14 protein-coding genes are annotated in these 20,432 nt (G+C 45.3%); 10 read left to right on the top strand and 4 right to left on the bottom strand.

Annotation, left to right across the window (positions count from 1 at the left end; genetic code table 11):
* The first annotated feature begins 77 nt into the window (after positions 1 to 77).
* From R3D00_30795 to R3D00_30760, 8 genes are all read left to right on the top strand, one after another.
* Entirely contained in the window at positions 78 to 977 is a 900-nt protein-coding gene (locus R3D00_30795; protein MEZ4777603.1) for a hypothetical protein, read from the top strand.
* A 106-nt stretch (positions 978 to 1,083) separates the two neighbouring features.
* Positions 1,084 to 2,955, top strand: coding sequence for an Nramp family divalent metal transporter (locus R3D00_30790; GenBank protein ID MEZ4777602.1), 1,872 nt, complete (start codon positions 1,084 to 1,086; stop codon positions 2,953 to 2,955).
* Between the two features lie 242 nt (positions 2,956 to 3,197).
* Positions 3,198 to 3,887, top strand: coding sequence for a DUF998 domain-containing protein (locus tag R3D00_30785; protein ID MEZ4777601.1), 690 nt, complete (start codon positions 3,198 to 3,200; stop codon positions 3,885 to 3,887).
* A 73-nt stretch (positions 3,888 to 3,960) separates the two neighbouring features.
* Positions 3,961 to 6,546 carry a phosphatidylglycerol lysyltransferase domain-containing protein gene (locus R3D00_30780; GenBank protein ID MEZ4777600.1) on the top strand — a complete coding sequence of 862 codons (2,586 nt, stop codon included), beginning with the start codon at positions 3,961 to 3,963 and terminating at the stop codon, positions 6,544 to 6,546.
* A gap of 147 nt (positions 6,547 to 6,693) precedes the next feature.
* Positions 6,694 to 7,434, top strand: a complete 741-nt coding sequence (locus tag R3D00_30775) for a hypothetical protein (protein MEZ4777599.1) — start codon at positions 6,694 to 6,696, stop codon at positions 7,432 to 7,434.
* A complete protein-coding gene (locus tag R3D00_30770; protein MEZ4777598.1) occupies positions 7,427 to 10,192 on the top strand; it encodes a TonB-dependent receptor in 2,766 nt (921 codons plus the stop codon). Before R3D00_30775 ends, R3D00_30770 begins: the two co-directional genes overlap by 8 nt.
* Before the next feature lies 1 nt (position 10,193).
* Positions 10,194 to 11,354: a DUF4249 domain-containing protein gene (locus R3D00_30765; GenBank protein ID MEZ4777597.1), complete on the top strand. Its 1,161-nt coding sequence runs from the start codon at positions 10,194 to 10,196 to the stop codon at positions 11,352 to 11,354.
* Between the two features lie 11 nt (positions 11,355 to 11,365).
* A complete protein-coding gene (locus R3D00_30760) occupies positions 11,366 to 13,681 on the top strand; it encodes a hypothetical protein (GenBank protein ID MEZ4777596.1) in 2,316 nt (771 codons plus the stop codon).
* A 13-nt stretch (positions 13,682 to 13,694) separates the two neighbouring features.
* On the opposite strand, the gene R3D00_30755 is transcribed toward R3D00_30760, so the two are convergent.
* The 4 genes from R3D00_30755 to R3D00_30740 all read right to left on the bottom strand — a co-directional run bounded on the left by R3D00_30755 (position 13,695) and on the right by R3D00_30740 (position 17,362).
* Positions 13,695 to 14,453: a DUF2321 domain-containing protein gene (locus R3D00_30755; protein ID MEZ4777595.1), complete on the bottom strand. Its 759-nt coding sequence runs from the start codon at positions 14,451 to 14,453 to the stop codon at positions 13,695 to 13,697.
* 50 nt (positions 14,454 to 14,503) lie between these two features.
* On the bottom strand, positions 14,504 to 15,559 hold the full coding sequence (locus R3D00_30750; GenBank protein ID MEZ4777594.1) for a bifunctional methionine sulfoxide reductase B/A protein: 1,056 nt from the start codon (positions 15,557 to 15,559) through the stop codon (positions 14,504 to 14,506).
* Positions 15,560 to 15,676: 117 nt separating this feature from the next.
* Positions 15,677 to 16,483, bottom strand: a complete 807-nt coding sequence (locus R3D00_30745; protein ID MEZ4777593.1) for a cyclase family protein — start codon at positions 16,481 to 16,483, stop codon at positions 15,677 to 15,679.
* 42 nt (positions 16,484 to 16,525) lie between these two features.
* Positions 16,526 to 17,362: an aldo/keto reductase gene (locus R3D00_30740; protein ID MEZ4777592.1), complete on the bottom strand. Its 837-nt coding sequence runs from the start codon at positions 17,360 to 17,362 to the stop codon at positions 16,526 to 16,528.
* Between the two features lie 256 nt (positions 17,363 to 17,618).
* On the opposite strand from R3D00_30740, the gene R3D00_30735 reads away from it, so the two are divergent.
* Together R3D00_30735 and R3D00_30730 are read left to right on the top strand one after the other, a co-directional pair.
* Entirely contained in the window at positions 17,619 to 18,083 is a 465-nt protein-coding gene (locus tag R3D00_30735; GenBank protein ID MEZ4777591.1) for a DUF4440 domain-containing protein, read from the top strand.
* A gap of 81 nt (positions 18,084 to 18,164) precedes the next feature.
* Positions 18,165 to 20,429 carry a DUF5916 domain-containing protein gene (locus tag R3D00_30730; protein MEZ4777590.1) on the top strand — a complete coding sequence of 755 codons (2,265 nt, stop codon included), beginning with the start codon at positions 18,165 to 18,167 and terminating at the stop codon, positions 20,427 to 20,429.
* The last annotated feature ends 3 nt before the right edge of the window (positions 20,430 to 20,432 follow it).

Genomic DNA, 20,432 nt, shown 5'->3' with positions numbered 1-20,432 from the left:
AAAGTTGGTAGTAAGCGGTTTGTTCATGGGTATGTGAATGGATAGCTTTGAATATGTTTCATTCTAAAACCAGGAAAATGAAAAATTTAGGATTACTCCCCGGTTTTATGGCACTGCTAATGGTAATCACTTTTTCCGTTGTAAGTGCTCAGATTAATGACCCCATTACCCCTTCGGAGGACAAAAAAGGAGGCATTGTGATTAAACACGATGGCACTGAATTTATCGGATATATTCTCTCCTCAGATGAAAGGGAGCTGCTTATTGAAACCAAAGAACTTGGTAAAGTAGTTATTCCCAAACATGAGATTAAGTCTATAAAATATATGGATGTGAATGAAAAAATGCTTGTCAATTACACTGGCAGGAACCGGTTTTCTACCCGATATTTCCTTACAACCAATGGCCTGCCTATAGAAAAGGGAGAGGATTACGCGATGTTTAGTCTGTATGGCCCGGAAGTTCACTTTGTAGTGGGGAAAAATGTGTCCGTAGGAATTATGACCACCTGGATGGCTGCCCCTTTAGTGGGAGCCATTAAGTACTCTATCCCTTTGGGCAAGGATATCAATCTTGGTCTCGGGATTCTGGCCGGAGGTATATTTTATAGTTTTGCTCCCGGCGTAGGTGCTCTGGGGTATGGCTCGCTGACGATCGGGGACAGAACCTCAAACTTTACGTTTTCAGCCGGATATGCAGGCCTTACAGAAGTGGGTTATGGAGAACATAATTCAAGTGGATCAGCGCCTCTGATGTCCGTGGCATTTATGTCTAAAATTGGAAAAAATGTGTCTTTGGTTGGGGATTCCTTTATTTACATGGAAAAAGGCAACAGATTTGCTCTGATAATGCCGGGATTAAGGTTTTCGGATAACCCCAAGCGCGCATTCCAGATAGGAGTAGGTATGATTGCAATAGATAATGAAGTTATCCCTGCTCCGATACCAGTAGTCAGCTGGTTCCGGGCGATAAACTAGGAAACGATATAGAACGGGCAGAATATTCTTATACCCAAAGGGAAAAAGTATTAACTTCAACGGTAAAGTATTCTGCCCATTTTTATAAAAGCAAATGCCTGCGCCTATACCTAAATCGCTAGAAGAAGTCCATTCCAGTGTCGATACACAAAAGAAAGGTTTCTTTCGGAAACTGTTAGCTTTTATGGGGCCCGCTTACCTGATCAGTGTGGGCTATATGGATCCCGGCAACTGGGCTACTGATATAGCCGGAGGTAGTCGTTTTGGGTATGCGCTTATCTGGGTATTGCTGATGTCCAACCTCATGGCTTTGCTTTTGCAAAGTCTCAGCACCCGACTGGGTATCGTCAGCAGGCGCGACCTTGCCCAGGCATCAAAGGAAACCTACAGCCCATTTGTCAACTTTATCCTCTACCTGCTGGCCGAAATAGCCATTGCCGCTACCGACCTGGCGGAAGTATTGGGTATGGCTATCGGGCTTCAGCTACTTTTTGGTTTGCCTTTGCTCTGGGGCGTACTGCTTACTTTTCTCGATACATTTGTATTGTTGTTTTTTATTCACCGGGGAATGAAGGTCATGGAAGCTTTTATTCTGGCCCTCATCAGCATTATTGGTATTGCATTCTTATTAGAAATGTTTTTTGCAAAACCAGACATGAGCGAGCTGGTAACCGGTTTTATTCCCTCTCTTCCCGATAAGTCGGCATTATACATTGCGATTGGTATTATCGGTGCGACCGTCATGCCACACAACCTGTATCTTCACTCTTCACTGGTGCAGTCCCGCAAATTTTCCAATGGACTGGCAGAAACAAAAGCCGCACTCCGGTTCAATTTTATTGACTCTGCCATTGCGCTTAATCTGGCCTTTTTTGTCAATGCTGCGATTTTGGTTCTGGCGGCAGCTACCTTTTACAAAGCCGGGATGTATGATGTGTCAGAGATTCAGGATGCACACCGGTTTCTGCAACCGATTCTGGGGACAAAAGCTGCCCCCATTTTTTTTGCGATTGCTTTGATCGCGGCAGGACAAAGTTCGACGCTTACGGGCACACTTGCCGGACAGGTAGTCATGGAAGGGTACCTCAACCTGCGTATTCAGCCCTGGCTTCGCCGGCTGATCACCCGAACGCTCGCTATCGGACCGGCAGTACTGGCCATTGTGATTTTTGGTGAAGCGGTCACCGGGGAAATGCTGATACTCAGTCAGGTAGTACTTAGTTTACAGCTCGGATTTGCGATTATCCCGCTGATTCATTTTGTCAGTGACCGCCGTCGTATGGGCAAACTGGCAATCGGGCCGGTAGTGAAAATACTGTCGTGGCTTGTCGCACTGATCATCGTATCGCTCAATGTCAAACTGGTTTTGGACGAAATAACCACGTGGATATCCGAGGCTGAATCGCCATTTATTCTGTGGATTACTGTAGTGCCCCTTGCTATCAGTACAGGGGTTTTGTTGTTGTATGTCATGTTGGTGCCGTTCGTGAAATCCATCCTTCAGGAACCCAAATTGTTGTTACACTCACAACCGGGAAATCTGTCGATTTTCGATAAGAAGCAATTTTTGAAAATTGCGGTTGCCATTGACTTTAGTGATATTGATGGAGAAACCCTGCGTTATGCCGTTTCTCTTGGAACCAAAGATTCTGAATATTTACTCATTCACGTGGTGGAATCTGCCGGTGCGATTCTTCTTGGGGACGAAATACGCGATATGGAAACCGGAAAAGATGCGGAGCGGCTGGAGCGGTACGCGAGTGAGATGATTTCACAGGGCTTTAAAACACAGATACACCTGGGCTTTGGCAATCCCAAAACCAGCATCCCACATGCCGTAAATGACTTTGGCGCAGATCTGCTGGTACTCGGTGCTCATGGACACAAGCTGTTTAAAGATCTTATTTTCGGTACAACCGTAGACTCTGTACGGCATAATGTGAAAGTTCCTGTATTTATTGTCCGGGAGGAGGATTGAGGGGAACGGAGCTACCTGCTCGTTGCTACCGTTGCCCGCTCTATCTATTCCTGACCACTCCTGAAAAAGTCTGCTTTCAGCATACCTGATATAGTCTTTTCCTGAATTTCGATTGGCAGTACTTATTGGGGCTATGGAGATAGTAAAAGCACGTCAGACTTTGCTTACTAAAATTTCAGACACCCCGGAAAATAATGCCAAAAACCAAACCCCTGTTTCTTCAAATGCTTAACAACGCTTAAATGAATAAAAAAATCGCTCCGGTTTCCTCCCTGATACTTATGGGATCAATCGCATTTTGGATTGTCTTTGGGATGGAGTTTGTGTTGGATTTCTGGTTTGGTGTCAGATTTCCGGGATATGACTGGCTGCAGCAGTCGATCAGTTATCTGGGGCAGGAAGGAAGCCCGGTGGAAGCGGAGGTCCGAATATGGGGGTTTATTTTCTTCGGACTATTTACGCTTTTTGCTATTGCCCTTTACCTGGGTTTTCGCCCCAACAAATGGGCGGTGGCAGCAGCGGGAATGATCTTTATTTATGGTTTGGGGGAAGGTATCGGATCAGGGTATTTTCCTATTAACCCACCTGGTACCCCTGTCACAATATCTTCACAACTCCATAATATTTTTAGTGGAATCGGAGATGCCGGATTGATTTTGTTCCCTTTCGTTATTATGCGTATTTATTTGAAGAAAGATCATCTGAATTTCCACAGGTATATCTGGATAATGATCTTTATGGGGGTACTCCTGGCTGCTTTATTCCTTATCGCAAAATACTTTCAGCCTGATAATATAATTCTGTACTTTAAGGGCCTTTGGCAACGGCTGTACTTATTAAACTATTATGTATTCTTGTTTGTCATAAGCATAAAAAACCTGCGCAATGGAAGACCCTCTGGTTCTTCCGACGACTCACAGACTCTCCTTTGATAAACTCAGTATTATAGTTTTTATGACAAAAGAATAAGGCTTTTCAACATAGATAACTACTAAATCCAGGTTGATGCAAAACTTACTTTCTTCCATCAGGAATTATTCAAAAACGATATTACAAGTGGCTTTTGGCTTGTTGTGTGTCGTGCTGGGAATATATTTTATCAGACACGAACAATCTGAACTGCATAAGGTCTCTACCTCCATACAGGCGGCAGATCCTGTTTGGGTTGTAACCGGGTTATTGTTGCTGGCCGCTTTTGTGGTAGTTCAGGGAATGATGTATAAAGTGAGCTTTGCCGCCATTCGTCAAAATATAAAACTTTCCACGGGCATCTCTCTTTACCTTAAACGCAATCTGGTGAGTGTATTCCTTCCTGCCGGAATGCTTACCAATATGCTTTTTTTTAATGAGGAAGTAGAAAAGAAAGAAGGGGTAAGCAAAACGCAGACTTACTTTGCGTCTTCGATATTTTCCATTTGTTCGATTCTTTCGAGTGTGATTATTGGTATCCCGGCCTTAGGCTGGCTATTGATAAAGAGTAGTGTTTCCGGGAATTTAATTTGGGGAATGCTGCTAACCGTACTTATGCTGGCCGGGGTTTTTTTGATCGTAATAAATCTGGTTCAAAAAGGAAGGCTCTATCAGTTTCTCGCCAGAAAAGTGCCCGGGGTTGTTGAAAGAATTGATGAGCTGACTTCGGGCACAATGGATTTTCAAAAATTCTGGCAGGTTGTTGCGCTTTCTCTGGTTATAGAACTTATCGGCATTGCCCACCTCTATGTTGCGATAATCGCACTGGGTGGTACGCCTACAGGGGAAATGGCGATCATTGGCTATGCAATCGTTCTGCTATTGTTGATGAGTTCCCCCTTTTTAAGGGGTATTGGTGCTATTGAGGTGGCGCTAACTTATGCACTGACACTTTTTGGCCTTTCAACGGTCATGGCATTGTCTGTAGCTTTCCTGTTTCGATTTTTTGAATTTTGGTCAGTATTAGTACTGGGCGTATTTGCATTGGTAGCGCAAAGAGATAATCTGCTTGTGCGGATTTTGCCCGCTGTACTGATATTTTTTCTGGGGTTGGTAAATATTTTTTCTTCGCTCTCTCCTGCCGTGCCTGAAAGATTGAAACTCTTGTCAGAAGTGATTCCCCTCGATGCGATCCACGCTTCTACATGGCTGGTGTTGCTGGCGGGCCTCATGATGCTGGCAATTTCGATTTACTTGCTTCGCGGTTTGCGCAATGCATGGATACTTGCGCTGGTTTTGAGCGGATCGTCTCTTATCGCACACCTGACCAAGGGCATAGACTGGGAAGAAGCGACGTTGGCGCTGATTACCTTTGCCTCTCTTATCTATCAGCATAAACACTATTTTATTAAGCCAGACCTTAAGCTGGCAAAACGCAGCCTCATCCCCGGGCTAATCGCTGCGGTCACGGTCATACTGTTTGGAACCATTGGTTTTTATTTTCTGAACCCCAGGCACTTTAATGTCGAGTTTACTTTATGGGAAAGCTTTAAAGAGGCGGTAACAACCTTTTTCCTGCTGAATATTGATTTGTATCCCCGTACAGTGTTTGGTAAAGAGTTTCTCTATGGAATGCATATTCTGGGAGGAACAACAATGATATTTGTGATTTTCCTTTTATTGCGCCCGCTAGTCAGGCATCCCAGGAACACAGTCGAAGAAGAAAGGCAACGCGCACTCACACTGGTGGAAAAATACGGAAAAAGCAGCCTGGATTATTTCAAAACTTATCAGGATAAAAAATACTGGTTTAGCCCGGAAGTAGACGGGTTTATCTCGTTCAAAACTTCACGAAATTACGCCATCGTGCTCGAAAACCCGGTATGTGCAGATGATGCAGCCTTATCCGCGCTTGTTTTAGGATTTGATATCTGGTGTCGTCAGAACGGACTTCGCACTGCGTACTACCGCATTCCCGAAAGCAGTAAATCTGTGTATGAAAAATTGGGAAAAAAACTCATGCCCATCGGCGATGAGGCAGTAGTAAACCTGGAAACTTTCACTATACAGGGGAAAGATAAATCCGCAATTAGAAACGCAATCAACAAACTGAGTAAACAAGGTTATACCTTTCACGTCAATGAACCCCCGCAAAGTGGCGCATTTCTTCAACAACTCAGAGCCGTAAGTGATGGCTGGCTGAAGGATATGAAACGCACGGAAATTGTATTCTCTCAGGGGTTATTTGATGAAAATGAACTCAAACAACAGCAGATCCTCAGTCTGCAAAACCCCGAAGGAAAGATAGCGGGTTTTATCAATCTTATTCCTGATTATACATTGGGTGAAGCAAATTTTGACCTCATGCGGAAAACAGAAGACGCACCTAATGGAACCATGGATTTTCTTTTTGTAAGGATGTTTGAGCATCTCAGGGATATTGGATTTAAAAGTTGTAATATGGGCATGGTTCCCATGTCAGGTATTGATGAGCCCAAAAACTTACAGGAGCGGGTAATCAAGTTGGCGTATGAGCGAATTCACCAGTTCGGTCATTATAAAAACCTCCGTTCATTTAAAGAAAAGTTTGAACCTGAATGGAACATGATGTACCTGGTTTATAGTGCGCCATTTGATTTGATCTATTTGCCAGGAGCCATGGAACTTGTCATCCTGCCTTAACAAGCCATTTGTGTTCAGGATCATATCACGACGGCAGAACACCTAACACTCTGCTATAATATTTTCGCCGCATGAAATCGTGCAGCAGTATCCAGATTTTATAGGTTTAATTTGATGTATCAGGAATGGCGTTTACCTTGCACCGGTATGCTATACAGGCCTGTAAATATCCTTTCCCTCCTGCTGGCTTTTGGCCTGGCAAATTATGCTGTATGTCAGGATTCGGATATACATATTTCTTCCCCGGCTTTTCAGCAAGCGGTGGATCTTTATGAGGAGTCCATGCACAGTCAGGCTCTCCTTCTCAGCGGGAGTCAGTATGCGCCTATGGCCGGTAATCTCAGAGGACATCCATATTACCTTCAGGATAATGTGGACGGATGTACGGTTGTCTATGAAGGGGTTTCATTTAGCCCTGTGCGGATGCGTTATGATATCTTCCATGACGAAGTGATCATCGATTATATATCCTCTGACGGCTACCCCGAATTGGTGCAATTGCATAAAGCAAAAATTGACCGCTTTATTATCCAAAACCAGCTATTTGTCCACTACCTGCCTGATACCTGGGCAAATCTGAAGGAGGGTTTTTACCAACCTGTGTATCAGGGTAAAACAGTACTTCTGAAAAAAATAACCAAAGAAGCGCAACAGGAATTTGACATCACCAAAGCGATCACCTTCTTTGAAGAAAAACATCGCTATTTTCTTATAAAAAACGAAATCGCTTATCCGGTAAATAATAAGAAATCCCTGCTCAAATTATTCCCGGAAGAAAAAAAGCGCCTGATGAAACATGCAAGGGCTGAGGAATCGCGGTTCAACGACAACAAAGAGGCTGGGATGATCCAACTTATTCAATACTATGACCAGGCAGAGAATGAATAACTGTTTTCGCGCCTGGCTTTTTTTCGTAGCCATCCTGCTTACCGGAACATTACAGGCTCAGGAAAATCCGCTTGTCTCCGGCAGGTTTGAAGGTGTGCTTTTTAGCGAATTTGTCAACGCGATCGAACAACAAACACACTTCCATTTTTATTATGATGAATCTGTCCCTGATAGTTTTCGGGTTTCCGGTGATTTTAAGGAGACGCCATTGACGGAAGTGCTTACCTATGTTTTTCAATCTACTCCATTGAAATATGCCCTGTATCACGGCGATGTGTTTATTACGCCCAATGCGGCTATTCATACGTCTATCTCTTCCTCGTACCTGGGGGCTGAGCCGGTTCCAAACAACGAGGAAGAAACAGACCTGTCCATTCTGGAATTTATCCAGTCCCTTGATGATCTCAGCAACCAGCAACAAAAGCAGGTACTGACCATCGGAAAATCTTCACAGGTAACTGCGGGAGGCAAGGCAACCCTATCTGGGAAAATCAAAAATGTTTTTACCGGCGAGTCTATTATCGGGGCAACAATTCTCCATGAAGCTTCCAGAACAGGGGCGATGAGTGATGCGCTGGGCAACTATGAAATCACAATTCCGACAGGGCGGGTACAGTTGACCGTGTCCAGTATGGGGATGTTGCCAGCAGTTCGGGAATTGCTCATCTACGGAGATGGAGAACTGGATATTGAATTGAAGGAAGAGGTTACCACGCTAAAAGAAGTGGTCATTGAAGCCGAAAGAGGCGGCAATGTCACCAAAACGCAAATGGGTCAGGAAAAAATGGACATCAAATCCATCAAACAACTGCCATCTCTGCTGGGAGAAGTCGATGTGTTAAAGGCGATCCTGACTTTGCCGGGTGTTCAGTCTTCGGGAGAAAATGCCACCGGTTTAAACGTTAGAGGAGGCTCTACCGGCCAAAACCTGATCTTGTTCAATCAGGCACCTATATATAACTCTGCGCACTTATTTGGGGTGTTTTCGGTTTTTAACCCTGAAGTGATCAAAGAAGTCGAATTGTATAAAAGCGGTGTTCCTGCGAAATATGGCGGCAGAATATCTTCTGTGCTGGAGGTCAACTCCAAAGACGGAAACAAAAAGCAAATGACCGGTTCGGGGGGCATTGGCCTGGTGTCGGGCAGGTTACTGCTGGAAGGGCCCATCGTAAAAGAAAAATTGTCTTTTCTGGTCAGTGGCCGCTCAACATACTCAGACTGGCTTTTGTCGCGAATCCCCAATGAAGAGATCAATAGCAGCCGTGCCTCATTTTACGACATCCATACCCGGTTTACCTACGAAAAAGATAAAAAAAACAGCTTCTCTGTTTCTTCTTATTTCAGCGAAGACCAATTCAGCTTCCGCAATGATACCGCCTATCAGTACAGTAATTTTAATACAATGGCGAAGTGGAAGCGCATCTTCAGCGAAAAACTTTTTGGTGAATTTACCGGTGGGTTTTCGCAATACAAGTACAGAATCAGCTACGACGGAGTGCCTGTCAATGCCTTTGAATCGCGATACAAAATCAATCAATCGATCGGAAAAGCAGACTTCCATTATTACCTGAAAAATCATACTTTTTCCTTTGGGCTGAATGGAGATTTTTACCGTCTGAGCCCTGTAAGCGTTTCTCCTTTGGGACCGGCTTCTCTGGTGGCAGAAAATGCGATTGCAGATGAACAGGCATTGGAAACGGCGGTTTATCTGGGGGATCAGATTAAGCTGGGCAACCGGCTATCGCTGTATGGGGCCATAAGATATTCTTTTTTCCACAATCTGGGCCCGGGTTTGGTCAACCAATATGCCCCCAATCTGCCCATGACCCAGGACAATATTACTGGCACTCAAAGTTATGGGAAAAATGAGTTGATTAAATTTTACCACGGCCCCGAATTTCGCGCTTCAGGGCGATTTTTGCTAAACGGGAGCACGTCGGTAAAGCTGAGTTATCAGCGGATGCGGCAATATATTCACATGTTGTCCAATACCATAAGTATCTCTCCCACAGATATCTGGAAGCTGAGTGACTATCATATTTTGCCCGAGGTTGGCGATCAGTTTTCCTTCGGGTTATTCCGAAACCTGAAATCCAATACCATTGAAACTTCTGCCGAAGTTTATTATAAAACCACTGATAATTTTCTGGATTACCGGGATGGGGCGCAATTGTTTCTCAACCGCAATATAGAAACGGATATTATCGCGACTTCAGGTACCGCTTACGGAGTCGAGCTCATGATCCGGAAGGTAACGGGTAAATTTAACGGCTGGCTGGCCTATACCTATTCCCGGTCTTTACTTCAGACTGAGGCGGTTTCAGGCCGGGAGTCCATTAATTTTGGGCGAAAATATCCCAGTAGTTTTGACAAACCGCATGATATCACGCTGGTAAGTAATTATAAATTTAGCAGAAGGTTTAGTTTCTCCTTCAACTTTACCTACAGTACGGGCCGCCCGGTTACCTTGCCATTGGGTAAATACGACCTCTACGAAGCCGAAAGATTGTTTTTCTCCGGACGAAACCAATACCGGATTCCCGACTACTACCGGGCGGATGTTTCGCTCAATTTCGAAGGCAATCACAAGGTCAAAAAAATCCTTCACAGCTCCTGGTCAGTGGCGGTTTATAATATTACCGGAAGGGATAATGCGTATTCCGTTTTTTACCGCACAGAGGGCGGGTATGTCAGGGGATATCAACTTTCCATTTTTGGGGAACCTATTCCCACGATCACTTATAACTTTAGATTTTGAAATGAAAGTGGGCAAAGGAATCATATCGGTATTCATTTTCTTCTGTTTTTCGGGCTGCCTGAAGCCTTTTGATCCGGAAATTAAGGGAGAAGTGGAAGGCTATCTCGTTGTGGAAGGTGGGGTTGACACCCGCGATGGGAAGGCCCGGATTGTACTGTCTCAAACCAAATCTCTGGATGTCATCAATCAGCGAATCTTTGAAACCGGTGCAGAAGTCTGGGTGGAGGCAGAAAATGGCGGCCAGGTATTTTTTGAAGAAAAAGACAAAGGGGTTTATCAGTCAGATGTTCAAAATTATGAGCCGGGGTTGTTGTATCGCTTAAACATAGTTACCGCTGCAAAAGAGACGTACCAGTCTGATTATGTCCCCTTTAAAACCGGCCCGGAGATTGACAGCCTCACTTGGGCGTATGGCGATGAAGGCGTTTCGATTTTTCTTAATACGCATGACAGCAGTAACAAAACCCGCTACTACCGCTGGGCGTTTATAGAAACCGCCGAATACAATTCATTTTTTGCATGTACTGCAATTTATGATGAAAATAAAAAAGAGGTAGTCCCAAGAAATCAGGAAACACAAAATATTTACGTCTGCTGGAATGAAGAGTCTTCCAAATCCATCCTGCTTAGCAATACTTCCGGTTTGTCCGAAGATGTCGTAACCCATAAAAAAATACAGACTTTATCACCTGATTCGTGGAAACATCAGTTTAAATACAGCATTCTGGTTAAACAATATGCCCTTACTGCGGCTGAATATGCGTATTGGGAGGTAGTCAAACAGAGCAATGAAAATGTGGGTTCCATTTTCGACGCTCAGCCTTCCAATATCGGGGGGAATATCCGGTCACTTACCCATCCGGATTCTCCGGTGTTTGGTTACTTCAGCATAGGCGCTTCTTCTGTAAAAAGGATATTTATCTCGCAGTCCGAGTTGCCTCATCTTGACCGGGCACGCAACGTTCCGAGTACCTGCCTCGATCTCGATGAAGTGTTTGTGGATATAACTGATTATTATGCAGATCCTTCTTCCTACCCTCTCATCAAGATTGTGTACAATATGTCTGGCGGAATTATCGGAATCACTACCGGCCCGATAGAATGTATTGATTGCTCCCTGGATAATCGTGGATTCACCGTCAAGCCCGACTACTGGGAATAAAGTACACGTATATGCAGAAATTTATTTTTATATGGATGCTGTTATTTTTTTTGTTGATGCAGGTTGCGACGGCGCAGATCATTCCGTCCGTGTATCAGGAAAAGGTGTTTCTGCATACCGATAAGTCATTTTATCTCACGGGCGAAGATCTGTATTTTAAAGCTTACCTCGTAAACGCTGCCGACCACCGTCCATCAGATTTGAGCAAAGTGATTTACGTAGAACTGGTGAGTGATAAGGTGTATTTGCAAACCAGAATCTCAGCAGTGGAGGGTAGCAATGGTTCATTTTTCCTGCCGGCAGATCTTCATTCAGGAAAATATGTCGTCAGAGCCTATACCCGCTGGATGCGGAACTTTGACGAAGCATTTTTTTTTCAAAAAACCATTGCCATTTTCAATCCTTTCGAACCTGCTTCTGTGACCACGCCGGCGGCGGAACATTATGATATACAGTTTTTTCCCGAAGGCGGCCAATTTGTATCATCGATTGAGAGCAAGACAGGTTTTCGGGTGGTGAATGAAGATGGGCAAGGAATAGATTTCCGGGGTATCGTGGTAAATGCGGTAAATGATACCCTGGCCACATTCCAGCCGCTTAAGTTTGGCATCGGACATTTTTACTTTACCCCTGTAAGCAGTAATACATACTTCGCGCAGATCTACGATTTGAACGGAAAGCTGATAGCGAAACAAACTCTTCCCCCAGCTGCCGGGAAAGGTTATGCGCTAAAATTGTCTGACACGGGAAATGGCAGGTTGTCCGTGCGAGCGAATAGTAACACTCCGGATTATGAAGGGCAGGATATTGTATGTCTGGTGCATAGCCGGGGTAAAATGATATTCAGGGAAAATAGAAAAATCATTAGCCAGCAAGCAGAATTTGTGTTTCCCGTAAGTCAGTTGGAAGATGGGATCAATCATATCACCCTGTTTGACAACAGCGGCAATCCTGTGGCAGAGCGGCTGTACTTTAAGCGACCGGAAGCCAGTCAGGAAATAAAAATCAGGCCGGATCAGGAAATGTATCCTCAGCGGAGCAAAATCCAGCTTGACTTACAGGTACCAGATCGACAGGGACTGAATATATCGATGGCTGTGTATCATGCAGACGATTTGCAGTCTCCCGAAAAGCTGAATATCGCGAATTACCTGTTACTTACTTCCGATCTGAAAGGTTATGTCGAGTCGCCCTGGTATTATTTTGAAAAAGACTCCCAGGTAAATGCGGCAACAGACAACCTGATGCTGACCCATGGCTGGCGGCGTTTTGAATGGAAAAAGGTGCAGGAAGGGTCGCAGGAAAAAATATCCCTATTTCCCGAATATGTAGCTCCCCTGGTGGAAGCTGAGATCATCAGCAGGGAAACCCAAAAACCTGCTGCCGGGATTACGGCCTATCTTTCGATGGCTGGGAAAAATTTTGTTTTTAAAGGCTCGCAGAGCGATTCTTTGGGCAAAGTGTATTTTGAAATGCATCGGGTCTATCAGAAAGGCGAGTTGATCGTCAGGCTAACTCCCCGGGACGACAGCCTGTATCAGATCCGTATATTGGATCCCTTTTCGCCGGTCGTGTACCCCGGGGTGAATACGCCGCTGGGACTTTCTCTTGCCCATAAGGCACAGTTGGAAGACCGAAGTGTATATATGCAGGCGAGGCGGGTCTATCAGAAAGAATCGAAAACAAAGCCGCAGGCCGATAGCCTGCATTTTTATGGTATCCCTGACGAAAAGTATTATTTGGATGATTACACCCGTTTTCCCGTGATGGAAGAGGTCATGCGGGAATACATACGGGGCGTAATGGTCAGGAAGGCGGAAGGTAAGTTTCAGTACCGCATTTTTGACTTAAATACGGGCGAATTGTTTGAGGAAGAACCACTTGTCTTACTGGACGGAGTTCCTGTTTTTGATATAAATAAAATCATGGCGTTGGACCCATTTCTGATCAAAAGCATTGAAGTGAAAAGGCGAAAGGAGTTTCTTGGGCGGTTGGGCTTTTCTGGCGTAGTGAGTTATCTTTCCTATGAGGGAAATGCCATCAGCAATGTGTTGGGAGATAAGGAGGCATGGCCTGAATACCAGGGACTTCAGGTACAACGGGTTTATTTTACACCACAATATGAAGCAGGGGCAGATTTGAACAACAGATTGCCTGACTTCAGGGACTTGTTGTATTGGAATCCCAATATAGAAATTCCCTCCTCTGGGGCTTTTTCCATCAGTTTTTACAGCAGCAGCCTTAGCGGGAAATATAATGTGTATATCAATGGGTTGTCTGAAGACGGGAAACTATTTCACGGAAGCCAGATGATAGAGGTGAAATAGCTGCAAGCCGGCACTACCACAAGCTTTGAGAAAAAATATAGACAGTCAGCCGGAGGTTGCCATTGGCAATGGCTTCCATCTGATCTTTTAATTCCAGAGGGTTGGTCAACAGGTTTTCGGGGTCGTAAACAAAATATACCATCGAATCGCAGTCTGCGCGCTGTGAATAGGTTTCAAAGTCAGATTTTATATGCCCTATCAGCTTTTCGTTTTTAAGCATGCTCCCTGTCATTTTAATAACGAGCACAATTCGCTGATCCTTGAGAAATAAATCGAATTGATTGCCGGCATAATTGTGCATTGCCCGGTTTTCCAGGGGTTCTACATGATCAAAAAACAGCGTAAGCAGTACCTGCACAAAATCCTGTACATCATGTTCATCCTTTATGGCCAGCGTTTCCCTGCCGTCATAACGGGTAGATAGTTGACGTACCAGTATTGGAAAACGGGAAAATATATAGCGTAACGTTGAAGCCGGAGTATCTAAAGAATTGTCAGGCAAAAATGCCACAGTCTTATGCCAGGGATAAGGTTTACCGCACTGATAACAAAATTCTGCTGCTTTTACCGTAAGTGAGCGCGTAGAAAATACGCCGGGTATTTTGCGAATGCCCCGGATCGGGGCATTGCAATGAGGGCATGCAGTAATGGTTTTACTGCCACAAATGTGGCAGTATTCTTCGTGGATATCTTCCAGTCGTTCGAGTCTGTCGTTGCTGATGTGCCCGTTAAGACAGATCAACATAATCGTATACTGGTGTTCGCTGTCCATATGGGCTTTTGTTTATGTGTGCCCAAAACGCAGGGTACAACGTTTAAAGGTTAATGTACACCTTCTTTTAATAATTCCGGGAATTTCTTTTTGAACCGGTTGAGCCGGGGAATAGAAACCTGCTGGATATAACCGCTTTCGGGGTGGAGTCTTTCATAGTTTTGATGATAAGCCTCCGCGATCCAGAATTTTTCAAAAGGCATAACTTCCGCCGCGATTTTTGCATTCAGTTCCTTAGCCAGCAGGGCTTTCTTTTCCTCTATAATTTTTTTCTCTTCGTCATTTTTATAGAAGATAATGGAGCGGTATTGAGAGCCGCGGTCCGGGCCCTGCCCGTTGACCTGGGTGGGATCCTGGGAACCAAAATATACATCTACCAATGAGGCAAAACTCACTACCGAAGGATCGTAAATCACTGCTACAGCTTCTGCATGGCCGGTTTTTCCGGTATTGCTGTCTTCGTAGGTAGGGTTTTTTGTATGGCCGCCGGAATAGCCAGAAATGGCTTCTTTAACTCCTCTTACACTTTCATATACCGCCTCCACACACCAGAAACATCCGCTGGCAAAATAGGCTGTATCGGTATTGGCTGAAGCAGCGGTTTCCAGAACAGTTCCTTCTTCGACAAACTTCAACGCAGCAGAGTTGATACAATAGCGAAGACGGGTAGGCGCAGGACCATCATTGAAGACATGTCCCAGATGGAGGCCGGTTGCCTGTTCGACAACTTCATCTCTGACCATTCCATGGCTGTTGTCTTTGACCCAGAGTACTACGCCTTCTTTGATGGGTTTGGTGAAACTTGGCCAGCCGGTGCCGGAGTCAAATTTGTCTTCAGAACTGAAAAGCGGTTCGCCGGTTGCTGCGCTTACATAGATGCCCTTTTTGTGGTTGTCGTAATAAGCATTCCGGAAGGGAGGTTCTGTTCCCTTTTTTACCATAATATAAAAGGCATCGGGGCTCAATATCTGACTCCACTCACTTTCTGACTTTGCAGCCTCGAATTGCGAGGGCTCGTTTGAAACGGTTTTCTGTGCATTGCTATGTGTGTTATTGCATGCAGAGAGAAACAGGATGTTGGCTGCGACTGCGATCAGTACTTTCATTGAGTTATTTCTCATAATGACGGATTTTGTAGGATATTTAAGCAAAGGTAAACAGAGTTGTTACGCGTATATGTACGTTATACGACGTTTCTCCGGATTTAGTCCTTGAAAAAAAAACTACAATTTTTCCGGAACCAATGCTACAATTCGCAAAGGCCCGCCACTTCCTGCTTTTATTTTCATGGGGAGGGCAATGATCCAGGTTCCTTTTGCGGGTAATAAATCAAGGTTAGCCACATTTTCAAAGCCCAGTATATTCTCTTTGTATAAAATCTGATGGCTTTCAAATAAGGTAGACTGGCCATAATCCACACTGGGCGTATCAAGCCCCACGGCTTTGATTTTACGATTGTTGACCAGCCAGGTAGCGAGCGCGGGGTCTATACCGGGAAAATGAAGTTTGGCGACTGCTTCCGGGCCACGTTCGTCTGTACCCATATAAGAAACCCTGTCTGGCCAGAATTTTCCATAACCCGTCCGGAACAATACAATGGCGTCCTCCGGCATGGGGCCATTTTCTTTTTCCCACTTCTCAATGTCTGCAATGGAAATCAGGTAGTCGGGATTGCCACTGGCACCTTCAGATACATCCACTACAATCGCTTCACCTATTCCCCTTTCAAGCGGGATTTCATTTACCGCCCAATGACCTTCTGCAAAGTGAACGGGTGCATCCAGATGGGTGCCGCCGTGCTCGGCAAGGCAAAACTGAAAAGCCGAATAATAATATCCGCCTTCGGTCATTCCTGCAAATACCGTGTCCAGCTTGAAGGATTCGGCCGTGGGCCAGAAGACCGTATTTTCATCAAAATCATGTGTCAGATCTATCCATTTGCCCTGAGGGAAGGGCGTACTGGGTTCATTCTTAACAGGGGTGCAGGCAATCCCCAAGACAATTACCGGGAGAATAAATGTGTTTTTCATAAACCTGATTGATTTAGTTTTAATGGGAATAAATGCTCGAATTTACCCTATCCCCTCCAGGCTACGCAAATCCTCCTCATCGAGGATGAGTTCCGCCGCAGCCATATTTTCCTGCAAATGGGAAACCGATGAGGTACCCGGAATCGGCAACATGACGGGGGAATGCGCCAGCAGCCAGGCAATGGCAATCTGGTAAACCGTCGTTTTATGTTTTTGAGCGGTTGTTTGTAACACTTTATTTTCGAGGTCTCCCGCATCCAGTGGGTACCAGGGAATAAATGCCACATTATTTTTCTCACACCACTTAAGCGCTGATTCCCAGTTGCGGTAACGCAGGGAGTAGCGATTCTGGACACTGACGACGTCAATGTGTTTGACAGATTCGTTGAGCTCTTTTTCATTTACCTCCGACAGCCCCAGGTGGCGGATCAGTCCGGCCTGCTGAAGTTCGCGGAGTTTGCCGAGGGTTTCTGCCATAGGCACCTTCGGATCAAACCGGTGGAGCTGGTACAGGTCTATGCGTTCCAGCTTCAGCCGTTTGAGGCTGCCTTTGAGTGCATTTTCGATATATTCGGGATCGGCTTTTGGCGTCCAGCGGTTGGGGCCCTGACGGGTAAGCCCGCCTTTGGTCGCGATCACAAGCCCTTCCGGGTAAGGGTACAATGCTTCGGCGATAAGATTTTCAGAAACTTCGGGGCCATATGCGTCGGCGGTATCGATAAAGTTTACCCCCAGATTCACACAGGTTTTGAGCACATTGAGTGCACCAGCTTTGTCGGCGGGAGGCCCCCAAATACCTGGCCCGGTGATGCGCATGGCACCAAAACCCATACGGTTGACAGGCATATCGCCTCCGATAGTAAATGTATGATTGGTCATAGTGATGATAAAATCAGAGAAAGGGCTTTATGATCTTTGATCATAGAGCAGGGTTCGTAATATTTCAACAGGTCGAAAGTACTGAAAATATAGCACAATGATAAGAATCAATGCGAAATTATTGGCCGCCTGACTCCGAATCAGATCTCTTGAAAAACAGGTGATATCAGCGGGAATACGCTAAAAATCTGTATCTTTTACGAAAATACAGCGTGGGATTTAACTACCCGGATGGTCGCCGAAAATTCAAAACCATATGAAAAGTCCGAATTTTATACCATTGTTTTTATTCATTTTGTCTATATCCTCCCTGACAGGATACGCCCAAAAATCTGACGATTTGAACCCGGCAGATAAGCAGAATATCACTGATTTAATCGGTAAATATTCTCAAGCCAGAGAACAGAGTGATACGGTATTGCTCAAAAGTATATTAATGCCTGAGGTGGATCAATTGGTTTCTTCCGGTGAATGGAGGTACGGGATAAGCGGATCCATGAAGGGTATGATGCGAAGTTCGGCAGGCAACCCGGGTACAAGGAGCCTCCGAATAGAAACCATACGGTTTATTAACCCTGAGAGCGCCATCGTAGATGCCCGTTATGAAATACAAAACCCGAATGGCACGGCAAGAAAGATGTGGAGTACTTTTATTGTTGTATATGATAAAGATACATGGAAGATCACAGCTATTCGGAATATGTTGCCTGCCGGGGGATGATGCCAGCCATCCGATATTTACTATGATGAATTCCCTCCAAATCATTCTTCAAGGTGCATAGTCTTTTCTTATCTTTGCGGGATGAAATCACTACTATCGCTACTACTGGGTTTTCCTATCCTCTTATTTGCCCAAAATGCCCCTGGCACTGCCCTTCATATCAAAAAGGCCAAAGGCGAAATTGTTCTGGATGGTGTGCTGGACGAGCCCGACTGGCAACAGGCTCAGGCTGCCGATAACTGGTATCTCAATTATCCTGTGGATACGCTTCCTGTAGAATTTCAAAATGCGGCAAAACTGACATTCAATGATGAGTTTCTGTATGTTGCATTTGTCTGCAGCGATGACAGCATGCCGGATATGATCAATTCTCTCCGAAGGGATTTTGACTATGACCTTAATGACAATGTAGGTATGGTAATTAGTCCCTACAATGACCGTCTGAATGGATTCTTTTTTGCCATTACACCCAAAGGGGTACAAATGGAGGGAACGGTTTCTTCGGGCGGTAGCAACGACGGGTCATGGGGAGTGAACTGGGATAATAAATGGTACTCAAAAGTGGTTCGGTATCCCGACAAATGGGTAGTTGAAATGGCAATTCCATTTAAGAGTTTCCGTTACAAAAGCGATATATCAGAGTGGAATATCGCCCTCACCCGCCAGGATAGAAAACACAATCAGAAATCCGGCTGGATTCATACGCCTATTCAGTTTACTCCGGGTGCCCTGGCTTTTTCCGGCCAGTTGGTCTGGGACGATCCGATTCCGCCCGCCCATACCAATATCTCGCTGATTCCCTATGTGGCCGGAGGAATTTCTGACCTTCCCGCAGTACCCGGTGCCAAACCCGAGGCGAATATTAATGCAGGTTTTGATGCGAAAATTGGCATTGGCCCTTCCGTGAATCTCGACCTGACTGTGAACCCCGATTTTTCGCAGGTGGAAGTAGATCAGCAGGTGATCAACCTGACCCGGTTTGAGGTGCAGTTTCCCGAGCGGAGGCAGTTTTTTCTGGAAAACAGCGACCTGCTCGATCAGATGGGATTCCCTTCTGCAAGGCCATTCTTTTCCCGGCGTATAGGGCTGGCTCCGGATACTACCGGCTTGTTTAAAAAAATCCCCATCCTGTATGGTGCGCGGGTGAGCGGCTCCTTCAATGAAAAATGGCGGGTAAGCATGCTCAATATGCAGACAAAAGAAGACCTGTCCATCGGACTGCCGGGACAAAACTACACCGTTGCCTCCGTCCAGCGCAATTTTTGGGCACAATCCAATTTTACCCTTTCACTGGTCAATAAACAAAGCCTGGGCGTTGCAGACGAAGATACCGCCAGATTTTTCCATCAGAGCATTTTCCAGGAAATTCAGACCGGTGGACAAATCCGCAGGATCAAAAACACCTACAACCGCGTAGTCAGTGCAGATCTGGAAATGCTGAGCAAAAACAACAAGTGGTATCACAGTTCCTTTATCGGCAAATCTTTGGACGCGATATATGACAATCACACGCTGTCTGGAGCGACATTTTTCAGCTATTCCAGCCGCAACCTGAATGCGCATATCGGCAATACATTTGTGCAGGAAAACTTTAATGCGGAGGCTGGTTTTGTGCCCAGCGAGAATATCTATCCGGGGTATTTTAGCTATTTCAGCAATGTGTATTATGCTATGTACCCGCGTCAGGAAGCGATCGTTTCGATGGGGCCTGTTTTCGAAGCCAATGTTGCCCATATTCCGGACGGGACATTTACGGACAGATCGTACTCACTGGGGTATAAATTTGATTTTATCAATACCTCGCAGTTTGAGGTAAACTACAGCAACGTGTTTCAGGAGCTCACCTTCGAGTTTAACCCGATCGGTCAATCGCAATACACAACTTTTAAGGTTGGCGAACGCTACCAGTGGTCCTCGGTATCGGCAGAATTTCAAAGCAATACCCGGCGGTTGTTTAACTTCAACCTCTCCTCTACCTACGGCGGTTTCTACAACGGGCAAAACTTCAATCTGAGCGGTCAGATGAATATGCGCTATCAGCCGTATCTAAACATTGCGCTGCGGTTTGATTACAATGACCTCAGGTTGCCGGAAAGTTATGGGCAGGAAAAACTATTCCTCATCGGCCCCCGGATTGACCTGACACTGAGCCGTGCGGTATTCCTGACCACATTTTTTCAGTACAACAGCCTGCTCAACAACATCAACCTCAATGCTCGTTTCCAATGGCGCTACAGCCCTGCTTCAGACTTTTTTATCGTTTATACAGAAAACTATCTGCCGCAGACATTTGCCAGCAAAAACCGGGCGCTGGTGTTTAAGCTGACGTACTGGCTGAATGTGTGATGG

Source organism: Bacteroidia bacterium (assembly GCA_041391665.1).
Classification (GTDB): domain Bacteria; phylum Bacteroidota; class Bacteroidia; order J057; family J057; genus JAGQVA01.
This window is presented reverse-complemented; position numbering and strand designations above follow the sequence as displayed.